Source organism: Dactylosporangium vinaceum, from assembly GCF_019904175.1.
Taxonomy (GTDB): Bacteria; Actinomycetota; Actinomycetes; order Mycobacteriales; family Micromonosporaceae; genus Dactylosporangium; species Dactylosporangium vinaceum.
In genome coordinates this window covers 3,391,456-3,410,326 of the sequence record NZ_CP061913.1, presented here as the reverse complement: position 1 = coordinate 3,410,326, position 18,871 = coordinate 3,391,456, and the positions used below count along the sequence as shown (strand labels likewise).

22 protein-coding genes and 1 pseudogene are annotated in these 18,871 nt (G+C 73.0%); 9 read left to right on the top strand and 14 right to left on the bottom strand.

Annotation, left to right across the window (positions count from 1 at the left end; translation table 11 throughout):
* Positions 1-31 precede the first annotated feature (31 nt).
* The 6 genes from Dvina_RS15165 to Dvina_RS15140 all read right to left on the bottom strand — a co-directional run bounded on the left by Dvina_RS15165 (position 32) and on the right by Dvina_RS15140 (position 5,020).
* Complete coding sequence (locus Dvina_RS15165; RefSeq protein ID WP_223103123.1) at positions 32-229, bottom strand: helix-hairpin-helix domain-containing protein; 198 nt, start codon at positions 227-229, stop codon at positions 32-34.
* Between the two features lie 113 nt (positions 230-342).
* Positions 343-1,566 carry an FAD-dependent oxidoreductase gene (locus Dvina_RS15160; RefSeq protein WP_223103122.1) on the bottom strand — a complete coding sequence of 408 codons (1,224 nt, stop codon included), beginning with the start codon at positions 1,564-1,566 and terminating at the stop codon, positions 343-345.
* Between the two features lie 64 nt (positions 1,567-1,630).
* Positions 1,631-2,239 (bottom strand): PadR family transcriptional regulator, encoded by a 609-nt coding sequence (locus Dvina_RS15155; RefSeq protein WP_223103121.1) that lies wholly within the window; start codon positions 2,237-2,239, stop codon positions 1,631-1,633.
* Complete coding sequence (locus Dvina_RS15150) at positions 2,236-3,093, bottom strand: oxidoreductase (RefSeq protein WP_223105536.1); 858 nt, start codon at positions 3,091-3,093, stop codon at positions 2,236-2,238. The genes Dvina_RS15155 and Dvina_RS15150 overlap by 4 nt, the downstream gene beginning before the upstream one ends.
* 2 nt (positions 3,094-3,095) lie before the next feature.
* Complete coding sequence (locus Dvina_RS15145; RefSeq protein ID WP_223103120.1) at positions 3,096-3,998, bottom strand: NAD(+)/NADH kinase; 903 nt, start codon at positions 3,996-3,998, stop codon at positions 3,096-3,098.
* On the bottom strand, positions 3,995-5,020 hold the full coding sequence (locus Dvina_RS15140) for an SPFH domain-containing protein (RefSeq protein WP_223103119.1): 1,026 nt from the start codon (positions 5,018-5,020) through the stop codon (positions 3,995-3,997). The genes Dvina_RS15145 and Dvina_RS15140 overlap by 4 nt, the downstream gene beginning before the upstream one ends.
* A 75-nt stretch (positions 5,021-5,095) precedes the next feature.
* On the opposite strand from Dvina_RS15140, the gene Dvina_RS15135 reads away from it, so the two are divergent.
* Complete coding sequence (locus tag Dvina_RS15135) at positions 5,096-5,773, top strand: NUDIX hydrolase (RefSeq protein WP_223103118.1); 678 nt, start codon at positions 5,096-5,098, stop codon at positions 5,771-5,773.
* A 581-nt stretch (positions 5,774-6,354) separates the two neighbouring features.
* On the opposite strand, the gene Dvina_RS15130 is transcribed toward Dvina_RS15135, so the two are convergent.
* Both Dvina_RS15130 and Dvina_RS15125 read right to left on the bottom strand, forming a co-directional pair.
* The gene (locus Dvina_RS15130; protein WP_223103117.1) at positions 6,355-7,053 is read right to left on the bottom strand and encodes a hypothetical protein; all 699 of its coding nucleotides are present in this window, start codon (positions 7,051-7,053) and stop codon (positions 6,355-6,357) included.
* Positions 7,050-7,817 (bottom strand): SDR family NAD(P)-dependent oxidoreductase, encoded by a 768-nt coding sequence (locus Dvina_RS15125; protein WP_223103116.1) that lies wholly within the window; start codon positions 7,815-7,817, stop codon positions 7,050-7,052. The genes Dvina_RS15130 and Dvina_RS15125 overlap by 4 nt, the downstream gene beginning before the upstream one ends.
* 69 nt (positions 7,818-7,886) lie before the next feature.
* On the opposite strand from Dvina_RS15125, the gene Dvina_RS15120 reads away from it, so the two are divergent.
* Both Dvina_RS15120 and Dvina_RS15115 read left to right on the top strand, forming a co-directional pair.
* On the top strand, positions 7,887-8,393 hold the full coding sequence (locus Dvina_RS15120) for a MarR family winged helix-turn-helix transcriptional regulator (RefSeq protein WP_223103115.1): 507 nt from the start codon (positions 7,887-7,889) through the stop codon (positions 8,391-8,393).
* Between the two features lie 608 nt (positions 8,394-9,001).
* A complete protein-coding gene (locus Dvina_RS15115; protein ID WP_223103114.1) occupies positions 9,002-9,580 on the top strand; it encodes a hypothetical protein in 579 nt (192 codons plus the stop codon).
* Between the two features lie 188 nt (positions 9,581-9,768).
* Here Dvina_RS15115 and Dvina_RS15110 read toward each other — a convergent pair whose 3' ends face one another.
* A complete protein-coding gene (locus Dvina_RS15110) occupies positions 9,769-9,966 on the bottom strand; it encodes a hypothetical protein (RefSeq protein ID WP_223103113.1) in 198 nt (65 codons plus the stop codon).
* A 96-nt stretch (positions 9,967-10,062) separates the two neighbouring features.
* On the opposite strand from Dvina_RS15110, the gene Dvina_RS15105 reads away from it, so the two are divergent.
* On the top strand, positions 10,063-10,518 hold the full coding sequence (locus Dvina_RS15105; protein WP_223103112.1) for a MarR family winged helix-turn-helix transcriptional regulator: 456 nt from the start codon (positions 10,063-10,065) through the stop codon (positions 10,516-10,518).
* Between the two features lie 37 nt (positions 10,519-10,555).
* On the opposite strand, the gene Dvina_RS15100 is transcribed toward Dvina_RS15105, so the two are convergent.
* Complete coding sequence (locus Dvina_RS15100; RefSeq protein ID WP_223103111.1) at positions 10,556-10,879, bottom strand: L-rhamnose mutarotase; 324 nt, start codon at positions 10,877-10,879, stop codon at positions 10,556-10,558.
* A gap of 64 nt (positions 10,880-10,943) precedes the next feature.
* Between Dvina_RS15100 and Dvina_RS15095 the strand changes: the two genes are divergently transcribed.
* The 3 genes from Dvina_RS15095 to Dvina_RS15085 are packed head-to-tail and all read left to right on the top strand — an operon-like array spanning position 10,944 to position 15,118.
* The gene (locus Dvina_RS15095; protein ID WP_223103110.1) at positions 10,944-12,020 is read left to right on the top strand and encodes a serine hydrolase domain-containing protein; all 1,077 of its coding nucleotides are present in this window, start codon (positions 10,944-10,946) and stop codon (positions 12,018-12,020) included.
* Between the two features lie 60 nt (positions 12,021-12,080).
* On the top strand, positions 12,081-13,928 hold the full coding sequence (locus Dvina_RS15090; protein ID WP_223103109.1) for a transglycosylase domain-containing protein: 1,848 nt from the start codon (positions 12,081-12,083) through the stop codon (positions 13,926-13,928).
* 32 nt (positions 13,929-13,960) lie between these two features.
* Positions 13,961-15,118: an amidohydrolase family protein gene (locus Dvina_RS15085; protein WP_223103108.1), complete on the top strand. Its 1,158-nt coding sequence runs from the start codon at positions 13,961-13,963 to the stop codon at positions 15,116-15,118.
* A gap of 21 nt (positions 15,119-15,139) precedes the next feature.
* Here Dvina_RS15085 and Dvina_RS15080 read toward each other — a convergent pair whose 3' ends face one another.
* From Dvina_RS15080 to Dvina_RS15070, 3 genes and pseudogenes are all read right to left on the bottom strand, one after another.
* Positions 15,140-15,919 (bottom strand): SMI1/KNR4 family protein, encoded by a 780-nt coding sequence (locus tag Dvina_RS15080; protein WP_223103107.1) that lies wholly within the window; start codon positions 15,917-15,919, stop codon positions 15,140-15,142.
* 3 nt (positions 15,920-15,922) lie between these two features.
* Positions 15,923-16,884 (bottom strand): annotated as a pseudogene (locus Dvina_RS15075) (glutathione S-transferase family protein).
* Between the two features lie 7 nt (positions 16,885-16,891).
* On the bottom strand, positions 16,892-17,578 hold the full coding sequence (locus tag Dvina_RS15070) for an SDR family oxidoreductase (RefSeq protein WP_223103105.1): 687 nt from the start codon (positions 17,576-17,578) through the stop codon (positions 16,892-16,894).
* A 92-nt stretch (positions 17,579-17,670) separates the two neighbouring features.
* Between Dvina_RS15070 and Dvina_RS15065 the strand changes: the two genes are divergently transcribed.
* Complete coding sequence (locus Dvina_RS15065) at positions 17,671-18,231, top strand: TetR/AcrR family transcriptional regulator (RefSeq protein WP_223103104.1); 561 nt, start codon at positions 17,671-17,673, stop codon at positions 18,229-18,231.
* A 45-nt stretch (positions 18,232-18,276) separates the two neighbouring features.
* Positions 18,277-18,615 carry a DUF1330 domain-containing protein gene (locus tag Dvina_RS15060; RefSeq protein ID WP_223103103.1) on the top strand — a complete coding sequence of 113 codons (339 nt, stop codon included), beginning with the start codon at positions 18,277-18,279 and terminating at the stop codon, positions 18,613-18,615.
* A gap of 20 nt (positions 18,616-18,635) precedes the next feature.
* On the opposite strand, the gene Dvina_RS15055 is transcribed toward Dvina_RS15060, so the two are convergent.
* Positions 18,636-18,818 (bottom strand): hypothetical protein, encoded by a 183-nt coding sequence (locus Dvina_RS15055; protein WP_223103102.1) that lies wholly within the window; start codon positions 18,816-18,818, stop codon positions 18,636-18,638.
* Between the last annotated feature and the right edge of the window lie 53 nt (positions 18,819-18,871).

The following is an 18,871-nucleotide window of genomic DNA, read 5'->3' as shown; positions in this document are numbered from 1 at the left end:
CCGCTTCACCGCCGGACGGCGGCGCGCGGGGTCAGCGCAGGCTCAACCCGTGGCGCCGCAACGCCTCCGTGAGGATGCCGAGCGCCTTCGGGCCCATGCCGTGCAGCGTGGCGAGGTCGGTCCGCGCGACACCGGCGAGCTGGCGCAGGCTCGTGTAGCCCGCGCCGTGCAGGGCCCGGGTTGCCGGGGCGCCGAGCTTCGGCAGGGTGTCGAGCTCGGCCTCGTCCATGGCACCGATGCTACGCGCCGCCCCACCGCGTGGTCAGGCGGTGGGGCGGCTGCGGGTCACAGGTGGTGTTCAGCTCCAGATCCTCATCGGAGCGCACCCGGCCCCGGCCACTGTCAGCCCCGGCCGGACGGCGTCGTCCGGTCGCCCGGCACGACGGGGGCGGCGAAGTCGATCGGGTGGTCGAACTGCCACGCGAACTTCTTCGGGTCGCCGAACGCCTTCATCGCGATCGGCATCAGCGCGTCGCGCAGCACCCGCGCGATCGGGCCGGCCGCCTTGTCGGCGTTGGTGCGCGCGGCCATGGCGATGATGCGCTCGACCCGGGCCCGGCGCAGCCGCTCGTATTCGGCGAACGCCTCCGCGACGGGCAGGTCCCGCAGGCAGCGGGCGAGCTGCACGGCGCTCTCGATGGCCAGCGAGGCGCCCTGCCCCGAGCTCGGGGACGTTGCGTGGGCGGCGTCGCCCAGCAGGACGACCGAGGCCTTGTGCCACACGGGGACGCGCGGAATGTCCTCGAGCCCCCCGGTGATGACGAGGTCCTCGGGGCGCGTGCGGCGGACCATGTCCACCGCGGGCGTGCGGTCGTCGCGGAAGAGCTCGGCGATGCGGCGCAGCCACTCCTCGGCCGGCACCCGCTGGGCCTCGGCGGCGCGCATGGGCGTGGGGTGGGGCAGGTTCGCGAACCAGCCGGCCTCGTCGGGCTCGATCTGGTACCCGAAGAATGCGCGTTTGCCGAAAACCATGTGCATCTTCGGACCGGTCGGCGCCAGGCCGTCGCCGGTGCAGCGGGCGCCGAAGCCCAGCAGCCCGGTGTACCGCGGGGACGGCGCCCCGGGATCGATCGCCGAGCGGACCGCGGAGCGGATCCCGTCGGCGCCGATCAGGACGTCCCCGGCGGCGGTGCTCCCGTCGGCGAACGTGGCGCGCGCGCCGTGCGGTGCGTGCTCCACCGCCACCAGGCGCTTGCCGTGCTCGATGCGGATGCCCCGGCGGACGGCCTCGGCGTGCAGCGCGCGGTAGAGCTCGGGGCGCCAGATCAGCAGCTGCTCGGGCAGCCGCGCGGGGGCGGCGAACTCGGCCAGGCGCTTGCCCGTCCAGCTCTGCATCACCATCGCGCGCATCGGGCGGCCGACCGCGGCGACCGCGGCGTCGGCCCCGATCGCGGCCAGAGCCTGCCGCCCGTTCGGGGCGATGCTCAGGGCGCCGCCGACGCCGGTGGCCGGGCCGTCGTAGGCCTCGTAGACCGTCGCCTCGATGCCCGCCCGCTGGAGTGCCATCGCCGCGGCCGGGCCCCCGATGCCGCCGCCGATGATGATCGCGTTGCCGATTCCGGCCATGGCCGATCCCCCGCTCGCTAAAATAGTTGTTTCCAACTATCCAGGAGCAACTAGTCAGTGTCAACTATTCGGCGCGATACTCCTCGCCGTGCGCGGCGGCCCACATGGGACCCCAGCCCTTCTCCGGATCCGTGATCTTGCCGATGAGGTCGGCGACGAACGCGGCCTCGGCGTCGAGCAGGCCCACGCGGTACACCTCCTCGATCAGGAACAGCGCGGGGAGCCCCTGCGCCTCGGCGGCGTCGATCTCCGACTGGGCGGCCGCCCGCTGCTCCGCGATCCCGACCAGCCGCGCCCGCAGCAGCGGCACCACCTCGTTCGGGCTCAGGGCCGAGATCAGCGACAGCGCGGAGACGAACCCCGGATACTCGTGCTGCGGCTGCCCCACCAGCTCCCGCAGCCAGTCGCGCAGCTCGGCCCGGCCGGCGTCGGTGATCTGGTACACGGTCCGCTCGGGGCGCGCGCCGTCCCGGTTGACCTCCTGCTCGGCCACGAACCCGGCCCTGGCCAGCTGCTGGACGACCATGTACAGCGAGCCGTGGTTGAACTTGATGCTGCGCGCGTCGCCGTGGCTGCGCAGCGTCTTGGACAGCTCGTAGGGGTGCATCGGCTGCCGGCTCAGGTACGAGAGCACGGCGAGCGCGAGGAGATTGCCGACCGGCCGCTTCTTCACGCCGGGACGTCCAACTCGGCCTTCGCCTCGTCATCCAGCTCCAGGCGCCCGGCGGCCACGTTCTCCTCCAGGTGCTCCAGCGACGCGGTGCCGGGGATGAGCAGCGTGTTCGGCGCGACGGCGAGGATCCACGCCAGCGCGACCTGGGCCGGGGTGGCGTCCAGGCGCTCGGCGACGGCCTTGACCTTCGGGTGCCCGATGATCCGGGCCCGGCCGAACGCCGCGCCGAGCGGGAAGAAGGGCACGAACGCGATGTCCTTCTGCCGGCAGAGATCGAGCACGGGCTGCGACTGCCGGTCGACCAGGTTGAACGGGTTCTGCACGCACACGATCTCGGTCTTGGCGAGAGCCTGGCGCAGCTGCTCCTCGTCGACGTTGCTCATCCCGATCCCGTCGATCAGCCCCTCGTCGCGCATCGCGATCATGGCGTCGAGCTGGGCGTCGAGCACCTTGGGGTCACCCTTGGCGTGCAGGCGCAGGTTGACGGCGTGCAGCCGGTCGACGTTCAGCGCCCGCAGGTTGTCCAGCACGCCCTCGCGCAGCTCCTCGGGCCGGTCGGCGGGCAGCCAGGCGCCCTTCTCGTCGCGCCGGGCGCCGACCTTGCTGACCAGGACCAGGTTGTCCGGGTACGGGTACAGCGCGCTGCGGAGGATCTCGTTCGCGACGTCGGGCCCGTAGTACTGGGCGGTGTCGATGTGGTCGACGCCCAGGTCCACGGCCCGGCGCACGACCGCGAGCGCCTCGGCCCGGTCCCGGGGCGGCCCGAAGGCACCGCGCCCGGGCAGCTGCATCGCGCCGAAGCCGACGCGGTGGACGGCGTACTTGCCCAGCGGGAAGGTTTTCACGCCCCCCATCGTCACACGACGAGGTTGAGGCGGCGCTCGGCGACGCCGATGCTCACCCGCTGCCCCCACGCCAGCTCGAGCCGGTCGGCCTCCAGCCCGTCGGCGAACACGACGAGCCGATCCCCCTCGCACCCCAGCTCGAGCCGCTCGCTCCCGGTCAGGGCCCCGCTGGTCAGCGTGGCCCCGGTCGCCGGTGACGGCCACGCCTCACGCACGAACCAGCACACCGCGGCCGCCTGCGGCTCCGGCCGGCCGGGTGCCGCGGCCCGCTCCAGCGCAATCGACGCGCACCACCCGGTCGCCCCGGTCCCGGTCCCCACCACCACGCCCGACGACGAATGCCGTTCGCGCCGCCCGTCCGGCTGCGTGAGGGTGTACCGCGCGGACTGGTGACTGGCGTGGCCGAAGTACACCTCGTTCAGTCCCAGCAGCTCCTGCCCGTCATCGAGCCGGGCCGAGACCATGGTCCGCCGCTCGATGTCGCCGCTCTTCGCGACGTCGCCGTGCTTCCGCAGCAGCTTCGCAAGGGCCGTGGGGGCATGCCGGACGAGCACTCCCGGATTGCGCCCCGGCTCGGGGTCGACGCCGATCACCGGCTGCCCGTCGAGGTACTTCGCCACGTTCGCCACCAGCCCGTCCGGCCCGACGGCGACCACGATGTCCTCCGGGCCGAACAGGAACCGCGGCAGGTCCTCCCGGTCGATGTGCCCCCGCCGCCAGTCAGCGGGGATCCCGCCGCCGGCCACGGCCAGCGCCTGCCGCAGTGCTTCGTGCCGGGCCGTGACCTCGGCCAGGTCCCGGCCCCGCTGCCGCAGGTAGTAGTCGGCCGCCGCCCGCGTTCCGTGCCGGGCGAGCAGCTCGTCGAGCTCACTGCGCCGCGACACGAGCACCACCCGCGGCGCGAGGGTGCTCATCGGTTGAGCCGGTTGAGCAGGTCGGTCACCACGTCCGGGGTGATCGTGAGCTGCCCGATCTCCGGCAGCTGCCCCGCCAGCTCGCGCAGCGCCAGGGCCTGGAGCACCGCGGGCGGCAGGTCCCGGTACGCGGCCAGCCGAGCCGCCTCCGCCTCCCCCTCGGCCAGCCCGACCGCGCGCACACCGTCGGCGCGGGCCTGGGTCCGCACCCGGTCCGCCTCCGCCTCGGCCGCCGCCGCGACCCGGCCCCGCTCGGCCTCGGCCTGGGCCGCGACGAGCGCGGCGGCCGCGTCGAGCTCGGCCTGCCGCTGGGTGTTGGCACCGTGCTGCTCGACGAGCTGCTGCTCCCGCCGGGCCAGCTCGATCTTGCTCTGGAGCTCGTTCTCGGCGATGGCCCGCTCCTGCTCGACCGCCCGCGCCCGCCGCGCATAGGTGGCCCGGTCGGCCTCCTGCTGGACGGCTTCCCGCGTCGGCGTCTGCAGCGCCCGCTCGAGGTCCGGCTCGGGCCGGATGGCGACCACCCGGGCCGACACCACGCTGACCCCCGTGTCGGTCAGCCGCGGATCGCTGCCGAGCGCCGCCGACACCGCCTCGCGCACGGGCGCGATCCCGGCGGTCAGCGCCTCCGTCAGCGGCAGCCGCGCGAGCAGGTCGAGCGCCGGCTGCTGCGCCAGCTCGGCCAGCAGCGTCGCCACCTGGTCCAGCGGCTGCGCCCGCCAGTGCCCGCCCTTGGGGTCGACGGAGAAGTCGAGCCGCTCGGCCGCGGTCGCCGGGGCACTGATCCGGTACGTCACCGTCGCCTGCACGGTGACGTCCGCGAAGTCGCTCGTCCGCGCGTGGAACAGCAGCGGCAGCTCGCGGTCGTCGACCGGGACCTCGGAGAGCACGGCGGTGAGCGGCCGGTACCAGAACGACTGCCCGATCCCCTCGTGCCGCACCTTGCCACCGACGTGGTGCCGGACCCAGCTGGTCGGCGCTCCCCGCAGGTGCCGCATGAACAACCGCCGAGACACATCCGCCATGGCGACCTCCCCTGAGTTATCGTCACCTGGACGATATAAGTCGTCGTCCTTTCTCGTCAACGTGGTGATAAATACATGGCATTCGCGGTCACTGTGGATCTGGTCATGCTCACGGTCCGCCAGGACGCCCTGTGCGCCCTGCTGGTCCGCCGGGCCATCCCGCCGTACGAGTCCGCCTGGGCTCTGCCGGGCGGCTTCGTCCGCGAGGATGAGGACCTGACCGACGCCGCGGTCCGCGAGCTGTCCGAGGAGACCGGCATCCAGCGGGAGGCCGCCCACCTGGAGCAGCTCGCCACGTACGGCACCCCGGCCCGCGACCCGAGGGCCAGGGTCGTCACCGTCGCCTATCTGGCACTCCTCCCGGCCGCACCGACCCCGAAGGCCGGCACCGACGCCGCGGAGGCCGAGTGGTGCCGCGTGGCCGACCTCCCGGCTCTGGCCTTCGACCACGCCCGGATTCTGGAGGACGGCATCGAGCGCGCCCGGGCCAAGCTCGAGTACTCCCCGCTGGCCACCGCCTTCTGCCCGCCGCAGTTCACCATCGCCGAGCTGCGCGCCGTGTACGAGGCCGTCTGGTCGGCGACACTGGACCCGCGGAACTTCCACCGCAAGGCCACGACGACACCCGGCTTCGTCGTCCCGACCGGCCGCTCAACCACCGGCGACCGCGGCCGCCCGGCCCAGCTCTTCACGAAGGGCCCGGCAACAGTCCTCCACCCCCCACTCCTCCGAGCCACCCCACCGACGACATAACCCTCCACCCGCCCCGCCACGCCACCAAACTCCCCGCACCCGCCCACCCACGCGCGCACGACGAAGCTCCCCGGCGCCCTCCCAGACTGCGCCCTTTCCACGTCGCACGACGAGGCCCTCCAGTGCCGCCCCCTACGCCGCATGACGCAGGTTCCCCGCGCCGCCTCCCGCGCCATACGACGAGCGCCGCGCCGATCCAATAGCGGCGCAGGCGGGCCGGGACCTACGCATCCGCGCCGCTCGCACCGGGCGCGCGCCCGACGGCACCGACAGCGAGGGCCACACCTCCGACCTGGCTCGTTGGCGACGCGGCGGGCGGGCCCGAGCTCACCCTTTATCGCGGCTCACACCCGGCGCGCAGCCAACGACACCGACAGTCACACCTCCAACCGGGCTCGTTGGCGACGCGGCAGGCGGCTCCGGCACTCACCCTTTCTCGCGGCTCACACCCGGCGCGCAGCCAACGACACCGACAGTCACACCTCCAACCGGGCTCGTTGGCGACGCGGCAGGCGGCTCCGGCACTCACCCTTTCTCGCGGCTCACACCCGGCGCGCAGCCAACGACACCGACAGCGACAGTCACACCTCCGACCGGGCTCGTTGGCGCGGCAGGCGGAATCCGGCGATGATGAGCCAGACGAATGCGGTGAAGCGGGCCACGGGCAGCAGATAGGCGGCCCCGTCGACGAGCAGCGCAAATGTCGACAGCTCCGCAACCCCCGCGATCACGAGACCCGCCCAGGCCAGCCACGCCGGCAGCAGCCGGGCGAGCAGCCCGGGCACGGCGATGCCGGCCAGCAGGAGACCGAGCGGCACGATGTGGCCGACGCCGCCGGCGGCGAAGTTCAGCAGCTGCAGGGCTCGGACCAGTGCGGGTTCGGCGTGCAGCTCGGGGCGGCCCAGCACCCAGCCGACCAGCCCGGACAGCGCGAGGAAGCCCGAGGCGAGCAGCCCGCCCGCGAGCGCGATCGTCGCGCCGGGCACGCGGATGCCGAGCTGGTGCAGCCGGGCGCTCGCGGTGGCGGCGTAGATGGCCAGCGGGATGGCCGCGGCGAACTGCAACGCGCCGCCGATCCGCACCGGGTCCGGATTGTCGCGGAAGTACGCCAGGATGCCCGCCTCGTCCCCGAACGGCGACGGATACGGCTTGCCGCCGGCCAGGATCGTGCTGAGGACGAGCCCGAGCAGGAACAGTGCGGCGAACACGATCGCCAGGGCACCGAGGTGCGGGCCGCCCTGCGTCCGCCGCCGCGGGGCCGTGGTCGCGGGGCTGGTCATGCGATCACCCGTCCACCGGTCAGGTCCAGCGTCGCCCCGGTGACCCAGGAGGCGGCGTCGGAGACGAGGTACAGCACGGCCTCGGCGACGTCGTCCGGCCGGCCTATGCGGCCCAGCGGGAAGTGCGACGCCAGCTCGGCGAGCTGGTCGGCGCTCATGTGCTCCCGCATGCGGCTGTTGAGCACGGCCGACGGGGCGAGGCAGTTGACGCGGATGCCGTGGCGGCCGACCTCCGACGCCAGGTGCTTGGTGAACATGACCAGGCCCGCGTTGGCGGCGGCGTACGCGGCGCTGGCCTGGCCCGGCACGCGGCCCGCGATCGAGGACATGGTGACGATCGCGCCGGTGCGGCGCTCGATCATGCTCGGAAGCACTTCACTGACCGCGAGGTAGACCGATGTCAGGTTGGCCTCGACGGTGGCGCGCCACTGCTCGGCGCCGAGCTGGTGGGTCGGCACCGGCCGGCCCTGACCACCGACGAACGGGGCCAGGATGTCGATCGGCCCGAACGCCCGCTCGACCTCCTCGCGGATGCGGTGCACGGTCGCCGCATCGGTGGCGTCGCCGGGCACGGCAAGCGCGGTGCCGCCGTCCGCACCGATCGCGGCGACAAGCTCGTCGACGGCGGCGACGTCCCGGCCGTTGACCGCGACGCGCACCCCGTTGGCCGCCAGGGCCCGCCCCGTGGCCGCGCCGATCCCGCGCGATCCACCGGTGACGAGGGCGACCTTCCCGGCGAGGTCCGGATGGAAAGTGACAGCCATCGGCGCCTCCCTTCTCTCAAATGAATAGTTCATCTCAGTGAATCGTTCGGTTTGTTGTACCATAACGGCATGGAGCAAGGCGGGCAACCCCGGCGACCGCGAGGAGCGGCTTTCTTACTGGCACAGTTGGGCGCGCACGCATCGGAGAAGTTCGCCGGCCGTGTGCAGCGGCTCGGCCTCTCCCCGGCGGAGGTCGGCCTGCTGCGGATGATCTCCGGCCAGCCGGGCCGCAGCCAGCAGTCGGTCGCCGTCGACCTGGGCGTGGTCCCCAGCCGCGTGGTCGTGCTCATCGACAACCTCGGCCACAAGGGCCTCGTCGAACGCCGCACTGGCGCGACCGACCGCCGGCACCACGAGCTGTACCTGACCGTGGACGGCGAACGGGTCATGACCGACATGCGGTCCGTCGCCACCGAACACGACGACGAGCTCCTCGCCGCTCTCACGCCGGACGAGCGCGGACAGTTGACGAACCTGCTCCAGCGCATCGCCGACCAGCAGGGCCTGACGCCAGGCGTTCACCCGGGCTACCGCCAGGCCACCAGCCGCCGAAAGCCGGTCACCCAGGACAAGTGACACCGCCACCCTCGCGGCGCGGTAATCACGCCGGGCCGGAGCGAAGGAATCACGCCATGCCTCCGCAGCGCGGGGATCGCGCCGAACCTCCGCGACGCACGGGTTTGGCGGCGTCGTCGGGGGCCCGGCGGCCCCTCCGCCCGCTTCGACGTCGACGTCGACGCCGACGCCGGCAGCGGCAGCGGCAGCGGCAGCGGCAGCGGCAGCGGCAGCGGCAGCGGCAGCGGCAGCGGCAGCGTGAACGACACCGGAGCCCAGCCGTGGACGCGTTCCACCCGATCCCCCGGCGCACGGGTGACACCAGGCCCGCGGCGCACGCGGGTGACACCGGGCCCGCGGCGCACGGATTACGCCGGGGCAGAGCGCGCGACGGCAGGACGAAGCCCTACGCCAGCGGAACTGCGCACAGTAGACGAGCGAGCGGCGCCGGCGTCGACCGCACCCGCGTCGAGGGTGGTCCGGCCCGACGACTCGACCCGTTACCGAAGGCGGCCTGCGCCGGGGAGAGCCGGAGGTGGGACCCGGCCGCCCGGAAGGTCTCACACGGCAGCACAGGTGGCCGGTGGGACCAGTGACTTGCCTGGGGCCGGGTACTACGGTCTACGGGCATGAATGCACCGCACGACGGCGGAGCCGGGGTGGTCGGCGCCTCGGCAGTCGAGGTCGCCCCCGCACCGGGGCCAACCACCGCCGGGCTCGGGAGCCGGGTCGTGGCGCTCATCGGGGCGATTGCGGCCCTGCTGGCACTCGCGCTGCCGTGGGCTCGGGAGGACAACACCGTCACCGTTGAGACGAACTTCGGCGCGTCGACGCTCCTGCAGCGGGGCGGGGACGTCTGGAGCGGGTGGACGCTGCACGGCGCCAGCCGCCTCGACGGGCATCGGCCGATTACGGTGGCCATGGCGATGCTGCTCATCACCGCCACCCTCGTGCTGGTCGGGGCGGCCTGGACCACGTTCGAGCGGCCGCGGGCGATCTGGGTGGCGCCGACCATGGCGGGCGTGGCGCTGCTGACCCTCGCGATCAGCATGCCGGGGCTCGACGGGGTGGCCGGGAAGTTCGGGGCGGGACACGTGACGACACCCGAGTTCGGGCTGGTCGTGTGGCGTACGGCCCTCGCCGTCGTGGTCGTCGGCGCGACCCGGCTCGCGCTGCTGCAGGAGGCCAGCCGGCGCCGCCTGCGGTAGGCGGACCGCTCCGGGCCCAGAGATCCGCGAAATACCTGCAAAACCATCGTAAGCGGCTAAATATCGATATACCCCGTCAGGCGATAAATCCGACATGTCGCGGCGCGCCAGCGCCCGACATGTCGGCCACCCACGGCACCCGACCTGTCGGACGACCCGATGACGGTGAAAGACAACGGCGGCCGAACTCAGCGGTCCTCGACCGCGGACTCGCGGCGGGCGGCGGCGGCCTGCTTGTGGGCCTCGCGCATCTTCTTGTACTGGGACTGAGCCTCTGGGCTCCAGCCCTGGATCGCGCCCTCCACCGTCGCCGGGCCGAAGATCCGAAAGAAGAACGTGCCCACGCGGTCCCGCTTGGCCGGGTCGCTGCGCTTGCGTCCGAACATGGGTCACACTCCTTGGGGTGGCAATCATTGGTGTACCAATCATTGGGGTACGGCTAGTATGGCAGCCGTCAGCAAGTGGTGGAAGGGTGGCTGGGCATGGTGACCGAAGACGCAGCGGTCGGCGATCCACTCGCGCTGGAGCATCAGGTCTGTTTCGCGCTCGCGGTGGCGTCCCGCAACGTCATCTCGCTCTACCGGCCGCTGCTGGAGCCCATGGGGCTGACGCATCCGCAGTACCTGGTGATGCTGGCGCTGTGGCAGCACTCGCCGCTGTCGGTGAAGGAGCTCAGCCGGCTGCTCCAGCTCGACCCGGGCACCCTGTCGCCGCTGCTCAAGCGGCTCGAGGCCGGTGGTCTGATCAACCGGGGGCGGGCGGAGCGGGACGAGCGGGTGCTCGAGGTGACGCTCACCGCGGCCGGGCGGGAGCTGCGGCGGGAGGCCGAGAAGATCCCGGCCGCCGTGTTCGAGCGCCTCAACATGCCCATGGACGAACTGCTCCAACTGCACGCCGCCCTGACGAGGGTCATCGCCATCACGTCGACCGCGAGCTGAGTCCGGGGTGCGGACGCCGGCCGCTACGGCGGCGGCGTCAGTCCAGGTGCCACACCTCGGTCAGGGGCGCCCACTGCTCGCCCTCCGGCGTGCCGTCCAGGCGCTGCTGGCACGGGTCGGTCAGGGTCCACCACTCGCGGGTGATCGGGTCGTTGGCGACCGCGGCGGCGTCCGCGCGGTAGTCCCGGCCGGTGTACTCGTAGTAGGCGAACAGCATGTCCCCGCGCACGAAGATCGTGTAGTTGGTGAAGTGGCTCTCGGTGAGGCGGGCCTCGACCGCGGGCCAGACCCGCCGGTGCAGGCGCAGATACTCCTCATGGTGCTCAGGGCGCAGCCCGACGACGGCTCCGAAACGACGCATGCCAAGAGCATTGACGACAAAAGCGTGCGGCGCACGCCGAGGCGGCCCGGTAAGGTCCGCGGGCATGGTGGATCCTGTCAGCGGTACCGTCGAAAAGGGCTTCGAAGCGGTCGCCGAAGCCTTCCGGGCGCAGCTGGAGTCGGGGGCCGAGACGGGCGCCGCGGTCGCCGCCTACGCCGGTGGTGAGCTCGTCGTCGACCTGTGGGGCGGCTGGGCCGACGCCGCGCGGACCCGGCCCTGGACGGCTGACACGCTCGTCACCGTGTTCTCGGCCGGCAAGCCGGTCGCGGCCCTGGCCGTGCTCGCCCGGGTCGCCGACGGCCGGATCGGCCTCGACGAGCCGGTCGCGACGTACTGGCCGGCGTTCACCGACCCGCGCGGCACCGTCCGCCACGCCCTGGCCCACCAGCTCGGGCTGCCCGCGATCGCCGAGCCGCTGACCGCCGCCGACGGGCTCGACTGGGCCCGCTGCACCGCCGCCATCGCCGCCTCGCCCCTCGAATGGGCGCCGGGGACGGCCGTGGGCGAGCACGCGCTGACCTACGGCAACATCCTCGGCGCCATCTTGCGCGGGGCGACCGGTGAGACGGTCGGCGACGTGGTCCGCGGGTTCGGCCTCGACGTCCATTTCGGACTGTCGGCGGCCGACCAGGCCCGCTGCGCCGAGGTCGAGCACGGGTCGCCGGACTGGCCGGAGCAGGCGGTGCACGGCCACGGCGACCTGTGGGCCCGCGCGCTGGGCAACCCGGCCGGGCTGCTGGACACCGCGGTGCTCAACGGGCCCGGCTGGCGCGGCGGCGAACTGCCGGCGGTCAACCTGCACGCCACCGCCCGCGGGCTGGCCGGGGTGTACCACGCACTCCCCCGCCTGCTGCCCGCCGACCTGCTGGCCGAGGCCCTCGCGCCGCAGGCCACGGGAGTCGACCGGCTCCTGGAGGAGGAGGCGGTGTGGACGCTCGGCTGGCGGCGCGACGACACGTGGGTCGGCATGGGCGGGATCGGCGGCTCCTCGGCCGGCGGGTTCGCGACGGCGACCGGCGGCTACTGGCTGGCCTACGTGACACGGCATCTGGCCGACCACGAGCGAAGCACAGCCGTCTATGACGCGATGGAGGCCAGCCTCGGGAAACCGCTGTCCTAGGCGCTGAGGGCAGAGGTCGACCAAGTACGATGCGTCAGTCCAGGGGGAGGACTGACGCTGATGAACCGGAAGAAGCTGCTCGTCGGGGCCGCGGTCATCGTGGTGCTGCTCGGCGCGGCCGCCGCCGCGGCCGGGATCTACGTGGCCGGCGTGACGCCGTCGGACCTGGGCGAGCCGGGCGGGTCGACCGACGTGCTGTACTCCGACGGCTCGGTCATGTTCCGCAACAGCCAGGACGACCAGGTGGCGATCGACACGACCCGGCTGCCGGGGTACGTCGCCGACGCCGTCATCGCCGCGCAGGACCCCGGATTCCGCGACGGGCACTGGTTCGGCCGGCCGACCCGGATCACCGTGCAGCTCACCCGCACGCTCGCCGGCAACGAGCACACCGGCTCGGCCCGGCTCCAGGCGGTGGCCGCGCGCCTCGAGAACCACTACGGCCGTGACGTCGTCCTCGACCGGTACCTCAACGCGATGTACTTCGGGCGCCAGGCCTACGGCATCGAGGCGGCCGCGCAGACGTACTACGACAAGCCCGCCGCGACCCTCTCCCCCGGCGAGGCGGTGGTGCTCGCCGCGCAGCTCGACTCGCCCGGCGACGGCGCCTACGACCCGACGGTGCACGCCGACGCCGCCCGCGCCCGGTTCGAGGAGATCCGCAAGGCGATGACCGGCGGCGGGACCGGGGTCGTGTACCCGGAGGGCACCACCCGCACCGCCGAGGACTCCAGGAAGCGCCACGACGCGCTGCGCCCGAAGGACGGCGCCGGGCTGATCGCGCACCTGGTCCTCGACGAGTTCAACGCCATCGACGTGCCGCGCGAGGGTGCCCGGATCACCACCACCATCGACCCGAAGCTGCAGAACTCGCTGCTCGGCGCGGTCGGGGCGGCGATGGGCGGGCAGCCGGCCAACCTGCAGGCGGCCGCGGTGGCGGTGCAGCCGGGGACGGGCCGGGTGCTGGCGTACTACGGCGGCGAGCGGGGCACCGGCCTCGACTACGCCGCGCTCGGGCACCCCGCGGGCAACGCGTTCGTGCCGATCACCCTGGCCGCGGCGCTGAAGGCCGGCATCTCGCTGGAGTCGAAGTGGCAGGCGCCGGCCGAGGGCGAATTCCCGGCGGCCGGGCGCACGATCCGCAACGGCAATCCGGTCCGGGACGGCAAGAGGTGCCCGGGCGGCAAGCCGTCGTGCACGCTGCTGGACGTCCAGCGCGACGGGCTGAAGGTGCCGCTGTTCGCGGTGGCGATGAAGGCGGGCCCGGACACGGTCATCGACATGGCCCGCGCCGCCGGGATCGGGACGATGTGGTCGCCCGTGGCGGGCGGCGAGCCCAAGGCCACACCGCTCGACAAGCCCGGCAGGGCCCTGTTTCCGAGCAGGTTCGGCATCGAGGTCGGCTTTGGGCAGTACCCCGTGAAGCTCATCGACCAGGCGAGCGCCATGGCGACGTTCGCGGCCGGTGGGAGCCGGGCGACGACGCACTTCATCGCGCAGATCACCTACGGCAGCAAGACGCTGTACCGGGCGTCCGACCGGGCCGAGCCGGCCATCGACGCGCCGATCGCGCAGAACGTCGCCTGGGCGATGACCCAGCAGCCGGCCGGGCGCCTCGCCGACGGGCGGCCGACCGCGCTCGCGGCCGGTGAGTGGCCGCTGACCAACGACGTCAACCAGAACGCGAACGCGATGGCCGCGGGCTTCGCGCCGCAGGTCGCGGTGGCGGTCTGGGTCGGCAACAAGACGAACGAGCAGCCGCTGCTGGACAAGGCGGGCACGGCCGTCACGGGTACTTCGCTGCCCGCCGCCGTCTACCGCCAGTTCGTGGGCTCGGCCCTGGGCACGGCCCGCACCGACATCGACCGTCCGGAGCTCATCGGCGACCCGAAGGCCGGCAACGCTTGACTTTCTAAAAAGCTTTCTGAAAAGCTTTTGCCGTGGATATCTTGATTCGCGGCGGCCGTCTGCTGTCCGGAGAGCCCGCCGACGTCCTCGTGTCCGACGGCGTCATCGCCGCCGTCGGCGTCGTCGCCGACCGCCCGGCCGAGGTCATCGACGCCTCCGGGCTGCACGTCGGGCCCGGCCTCGTCGACGGGCACCGGCACGTGTGGCAGTCGCCGCTGCGCGGTGCCGGGGCCGACATGACACTGCCCGACTACTTCGGCGCCGTCCTCGGCCGGGCGCTGCCCCGGTACCGCGCGCAGGATGCGAACCTGGCCGCGCTCCTGGGCGCCGCGGAGGCCCTCGACGCCGGCGTGACCACCGTCTTCGACTGGTGCAACGTGCCCCATGTGGACGCCGTCCTCGACGCCTACGCGACCGCCGGCATCCGCGCGGTCGTCGCGGCCGCGGACCGGGCCGGCGCCCGCGCGGTGGCCGGGCGGGCGGGGCTGGTGACCGGGGCGATGGCCGTGTTCGCGCCCCAGGAAACGGTGGCGGACGAGCTGCGCTTCGCCCGCGACCTCGGGCTGTTCGCGTCGATGCACGCCAACGGCGGCCCCGGCGGCGGGCTGGACCGGCTCGACGCGGCCGGGCTGCTCGGGCCGTGGCTGCAGCTGGTGCACGTCAACGCGATGACGGCCGAGGACGCGCACCGGCTCGCGGACACCGGCACCGGCGTGACGGTGACGCCGGTCGTGGAGGCGACGATGGGGCACGGGGAGTCGCCGTACACCCGGTTCCTGGCCGCGGGCGGTCGCGCCGGGCTCGGCACCGACGTGGTGGTGAACGCGCCGCCGGACCTGTTCGAGCCGATGCGGGAGACGCTGCGCCGGCACCGGGCGGAGAGCGGCACCATGGCGCCCGCCGGGTCCGTGCTGGCCGCGGCGACCGCGGACAGCGCGGCGGCCATCGGGCTCGGCGCCGTCGCCGGTGCCGTCGCCGTCGGGCGCCCGGCCGACCTCGTACTGTTCTCGGGGCTGGACCACCTGGCCGGGGACGTGACGGGCGCGCTCGTCACGACGCTCGGGCCGGCCGACGTGCACACGGTGCTCGTCGACGGCCGGGTGGTGAAGCGGGACGGGCGGCTGGTGTCGCTGGACCTCGCGGCGCTCCGCGCGTCAGCGGCCGAGGTCGGGCGGCGGGTGCTGCGGTGAGCGCATCGGGGTCGGGCGGCCTCAGGGCGTACCGAAGCCGAGGTGCTGCAGTGTGCTGCGGGTCTGACCGGCGTCGTCGTCGGCCGTCTCGACGATGATGCGGCACCGCGGGTCGGCCGGCAGGCGCAGGGCGGTCTCGGTGGTCACGACCACCTGGCGGCCCTCGCGGTGGAACCCGGCCGGCACGCGGTTCTCGCTCAGCCAGACCTGGGCCCCGCCGGGCAGCCGGGCGTGCAGCGTGCGGTATCCGTGGGCCCAGTCGCCCTGGTCGACGAACGCGCAGTCCAGCTCGTCACCGAGCAGCGCCGCCAGGTCGTCGAGCCCGATGCCGGAGCGGATCCGCAGCGCCGACGCCTCGGTCTCGTCGACGAGCCCGGCGAGGAACGCGTCGAAGCTCTTCGCGACGGCCGTCACCGACGCACCGTCGACGTCGACCATCACCACCTCGGGCTCGTCGTCGCCGCCCCGGTAGTCCAGGCACAGGTCCCAGTGCCCGCCCCCGTCGAACGCGACGAGGCGCCCGGCACCGTCGGGCACCCAGATGTCGTCGCCATCGTCGGGCCGGCGCCACCAGGCATCGTCACGGGTGATGCTCGGGAAGTGCGGCCCGATCCCGGCGAGGCGCCGGTGCGGCAGGCCCGGCCAGGTCGCCCGCAGCTCCCCGCCGTTCTGGACCTCGAGCATGGCGAGGTATGCCGCGGGCAGCCGGACCCCCAGCCGCTCCTCGGCCGCGGCGACGGCCGCGCCGGTCAGCGGGGGCTGCACGTACGGCAGATACGCCGGCACGCTCCACAACACCATGCGTCAAGGGTAGAAACCCCCGGCGCCCGGCGAGCGGCCGGTTCCCGCACCGCGCCCGGCGGTCAGCCGCGGCCGTGCGGCTCCTGCCAGCCGCTGAGGTCAGGCCCGGCGGGGACGATGCCGGAGGGGTTGATGTCGCGGTGGACCAGGTAGTAGTGCTGCTTGATGTGGTCGAAGTCGACGGTGTCGCCGAAGCCGGGGGTCTGGAACAGGTCCCGCGCGTAGGCCCACAGGACCGGCATCTCGCTGAGCTTGCTGCGGTTGCACTTGAAGTGGCCGTGGTAGACGGCGTCGAAGCGGACAAGGGTCGTGAACAGGCGGACGTCGGCCTCGGTGATCGCGTCGCCGACGAGGTACCGCTGCCGCGACAGCCGCTGCGACAGCCAGTCGAGCCGGGCGAACAGGCGGTCGTACGCGGCCTCGTACGCCTCCTGCGAACCGGCGAACCCGGCCCGGTACACCCCGTTGTTGACGTCGCGGTAGACCAGCTGCATGACCTCGTCGATCTCGTCGCGCTGCGCCGGCGGATACAGCGGCGAGTCGACTCCCCACTCCGTCGACAGGTCGAGGGTGAGCTGGGCGAAGTCGTTGGTGACCACCTGGCCGGAGGGGATGTCGACGATCGCCGGGACCGTGATGCCCTTGTCGTAGCCGGGGAAGCGTTTGAAGTACGCCTCCTGCAGCCGCTCGATGCCGAGCACCGGGTCGCGCCCGCCGGGGTCGAGGTCGAACGTCCAGCTGCGCTCGTCGTGCGTCGGTCCGCACACGCCCATGGACAGCACGTCCTCGAGCCCCAGGAGCCGGCGCACGATGATGGCGCGGCTGGCCCACGGGCAGGCCCGGCTCACGACGAGGCGGTAGCGCCCCGGCTCCACCGGCCAGCCGTCGCGCCCGTCGGCGGTGATGCGGTCGGTGATGTATCGCGAATCGCGCTTGTACTCGCCCTCGGCCCGGTATGCGCTCACGCCCCCATTACACCAGTTGCGGGTAGAGCGCGGCCGGGTCGGCCGAGAGGCCGGCCTTCACGCTGCGGGTGATCTCGTCGGCGAGGACCTCGAACGCGCCCGCTTCGAGCCCGTCGAAGGCCTGGCGGGCGACGTCGCGGGCATCGGCCTTCGGGCCGTCGACGCCGGCCGTCATGTCGGTGTCGATGTATCCGACGTGCAGGCCGGTCACCGTCGTGCCCTGCCCGGCCAGCTCCAGCCGGAACGCGTTCGTCGCCTGCCAGAGGGCGGCCTTGGACGCGCTGTACGAGGTGCCCTGCGAGATCCAGGACAGCACCGAGTGGACGTTGAGCACGCGGCCGCCGCCGTTGGCCCGCAGTACCGGGGCGAATGCGCGGGTGACCAGGATCGGGCCGTAGAAGTTCGTCTCGAACTCGGCCCGGATGGCGTCGAGGTCGGCGTTGAGGACGCTCGCCTGCGCCGTGACGCCGGCGTTGTTGACGAGCACGGTGACGTCGGGGGCCGCTTCGGCGGCGCGCCGGACGGACGCCGGGTCCGTCACATCGAGGGCCAGCGGGATCGCGCCCGGGGTCGTCACCGACTGCGGGTCGCGGGCCGCCGCGTAGACCTTGCGGGCGCCGCGGGCCAGGGCCTCCTCCACGAACGCCTTGCCCAGACCGCGATTGCCGCCAGTGACCAGCACTACCTCGTTCATCGTCCACTCCAGATGTCCGCGGAAACCGATCGGTTTCCGTCGCCTGCCGCCACAGTAGACCGATCGGTTTCCACAGCGCTAGACTCGGCCCTGTGACTCGGATCGCTACGCCGCGGGAGCGTCTGCTCAAGACCGCGGCCGAGCTGTTCTACGCCGAGGGCGCGGCGGCCGTCGGCGTCGAGCGGCTGTGCCGGACCGCGGGCGTGTCGAAGCGCTCGATGTACCAGCTGTTCACCACCAAGGACGAGGTGATCGCCGAGAGCCTGCGCACCTACGGCCCGGCGGCTGTCGCCGGCTACTTCCCCGCCGACCCCGCGTCCATGCCGGCCCGCGAGCGGATCCTGCACGTCTTCGCCCGCCTGGAGGAGCAGTCGGCGGAGCCGTCGTTCCACGGCTGCCCGTTCGTCAACACCGCCGTCGAACTGCACGACCCCGACCACGAGGCGTCGATCGTGGCGCTGTCTTTCAAACAGCGGCTGGAGGAGTACTTCCTGGAGCACGCGAAGGCGATGGGCGGTGCGGACCCGGCGTTCCTGGCGGCCCGGCTCACGATGCTCTTCGACGGCGCCGCGGTCCGGGCGGTCATGCGCCACGAGCCACTGCGCGGCCTGGCCCTGCACGCGGCGCAGCGGCTGCTCGACTCCGAGGTGTGACGCCTGGTGCGGCGACGGTGACGGCGGCTGAGGCATGATCGGCCCATGAAGGGCTACGCACTCGCGCATCTGTACAACCGCAGCACGCACGACGACGTGCTCGACTACCTCGAGCGGATTCAGGGGACGCTCGAGCCGTTCGAGGGGCGCTTCCTCGCCCACGGGCCGCAGGTGCAGGTCCTGGAGGGCGAGTGGCCGGGGACCGTGGTGATCATCGAGTTTCCCGACTCGGACCGGGCCCGGGCCTGGTACACCTCCGACGCCTACCAGGCGATCCTGCGGCAGCGCACCGACCACATCGAGGGCTCGGCGGTCATCTTCGACGGAGTTCGCGACGGCCATGATCCTGCGAAGATGGCCGCCGCGATCCGTGATGCCCGCTAGTCCTCTACATGTACTAGTCCTCAGACGTAGAGGTCGACGCCCTTGCCGTCGCTCACGTTCGCGGCGACCTGGACGTTGTGCCTGGTGCCCATCAACTGGCTGAGCGTGTCAGCCTGCGCGTTGACCTGGGCCTGACGGGTCGCCGGGTCCACCTGGGTGCCCGCGGCGACGACATTGAACGTGCCCGAATCACCGATCCGCATACGCTGCCCTCCCTCGACGTGCGACTACTGGTCCCCTGCCATCGGCGCGGGGA

Excerpts from the sequence above, each read along its gene's own strand:
- Dvina_RS15055 (WP_223103102.1), bottom strand. The coding sequence starts at position 18,818 with ATGCGGATCGGTGATTCGGGCACGTTCAATGTCGTCGCCGCGGGCACC.
- Dvina_RS15105 (WP_223103112.1), top strand. The coding sequence starts at position 10,063 with ATGGTGACCGAAGACGCAGCGGTCGGCGATCCACTCGCGCTGGAGCAT.
- Dvina_RS15140 (WP_223103119.1), bottom strand. The coding sequence starts at position 5,020 with ATGGCGGATGTGTCTCGGCGGTTGTTCATGCGGCACCTGCGGGGAGCG.
- Dvina_RS15120 (WP_223103115.1), top strand. The coding sequence starts at position 7,887 with ATGGAGCAAGGCGGGCAACCCCGGCGACCGCGAGGAGCGGCTTTCTTA.
- Dvina_RS15110 (WP_223103113.1), bottom strand. The coding sequence starts at position 9,966 with ATGTTCGGACGCAAGCGCAGCGACCCGGCCAAGCGGGACCGCGTGGGC.
- Dvina_RS15080 (WP_223103107.1), bottom strand. The coding sequence starts at position 15,919 with ATGGTGTTGTGGAGCGTGCCGGCGTATCTGCCGTACGTGCAGCCCCCG.
- Dvina_RS15090 (WP_223103109.1), top strand. The coding sequence starts at position 12,081 with ATGAACCGGAAGAAGCTGCTCGTCGGGGCCGCGGTCATCGTGGTGCTG.
- Dvina_RS15160 (WP_223103122.1), bottom strand. The coding sequence starts at position 1,566 with ATGGCCGGAATCGGCAACGCGATCATCATCGGCGGCGGCATCGGGGGC.
- Dvina_RS15100 (WP_223103111.1), bottom strand. The coding sequence starts at position 10,879 with ATGCGTCGTTTCGGAGCCGTCGTCGGGCTGCGCCCTGAGCACCATGAG.
- Dvina_RS15135 (WP_223103118.1), top strand. The coding sequence starts at position 5,096 with ATGGCATTCGCGGTCACTGTGGATCTGGTCATGCTCACGGTCCGCCAG.
- Dvina_RS15070 (WP_223103105.1), bottom strand. The coding sequence starts at position 17,578 with ATGAACGAGGTAGTGCTGGTCACTGGCGGCAATCGCGGTCTGGGCAAG.
- Dvina_RS15095 (WP_223103110.1), top strand. The coding sequence starts at position 10,944 with ATGGTGGATCCTGTCAGCGGTACCGTCGAAAAGGGCTTCGAAGCGGTC.
- Dvina_RS15130 (WP_223103117.1), bottom strand. The coding sequence starts at position 7,053 with ATGACCAGCCCCGCGACCACGGCCCCGCGGCGGCGGACGCAGGGCGGC.
- Dvina_RS15145 (WP_223103120.1), bottom strand. The coding sequence starts at position 3,998 with ATGAGCACCCTCGCGCCGCGGGTGGTGCTCGTGTCGCGGCGCAGTGAG.
- Dvina_RS15060 (WP_223103103.1), top strand. The coding sequence starts at position 18,277 with ATGAAGGGCTACGCACTCGCGCATCTGTACAACCGCAGCACGCACGAC.
- Dvina_RS15115 (WP_223103114.1), top strand. The coding sequence starts at position 9,002 with ATGAATGCACCGCACGACGGCGGAGCCGGGGTGGTCGGCGCCTCGGCA.
- Dvina_RS15125 (WP_223103116.1), bottom strand. The coding sequence starts at position 7,817 with ATGGCTGTCACTTTCCATCCGGACCTCGCCGGGAAGGTCGCCCTCGTC.
- Dvina_RS15165 (WP_223103123.1), bottom strand. The coding sequence starts at position 229 with ATGGACGAGGCCGAGCTCGACACCCTGCCGAAGCTCGGCGCCCCGGCA.
- Dvina_RS15150 (WP_223105536.1), bottom strand. The coding sequence starts at position 3,093 with ATGGGGGGCGTGAAAACCTTCCCGCTGGGCAAGTACGCCGTCCACCGC.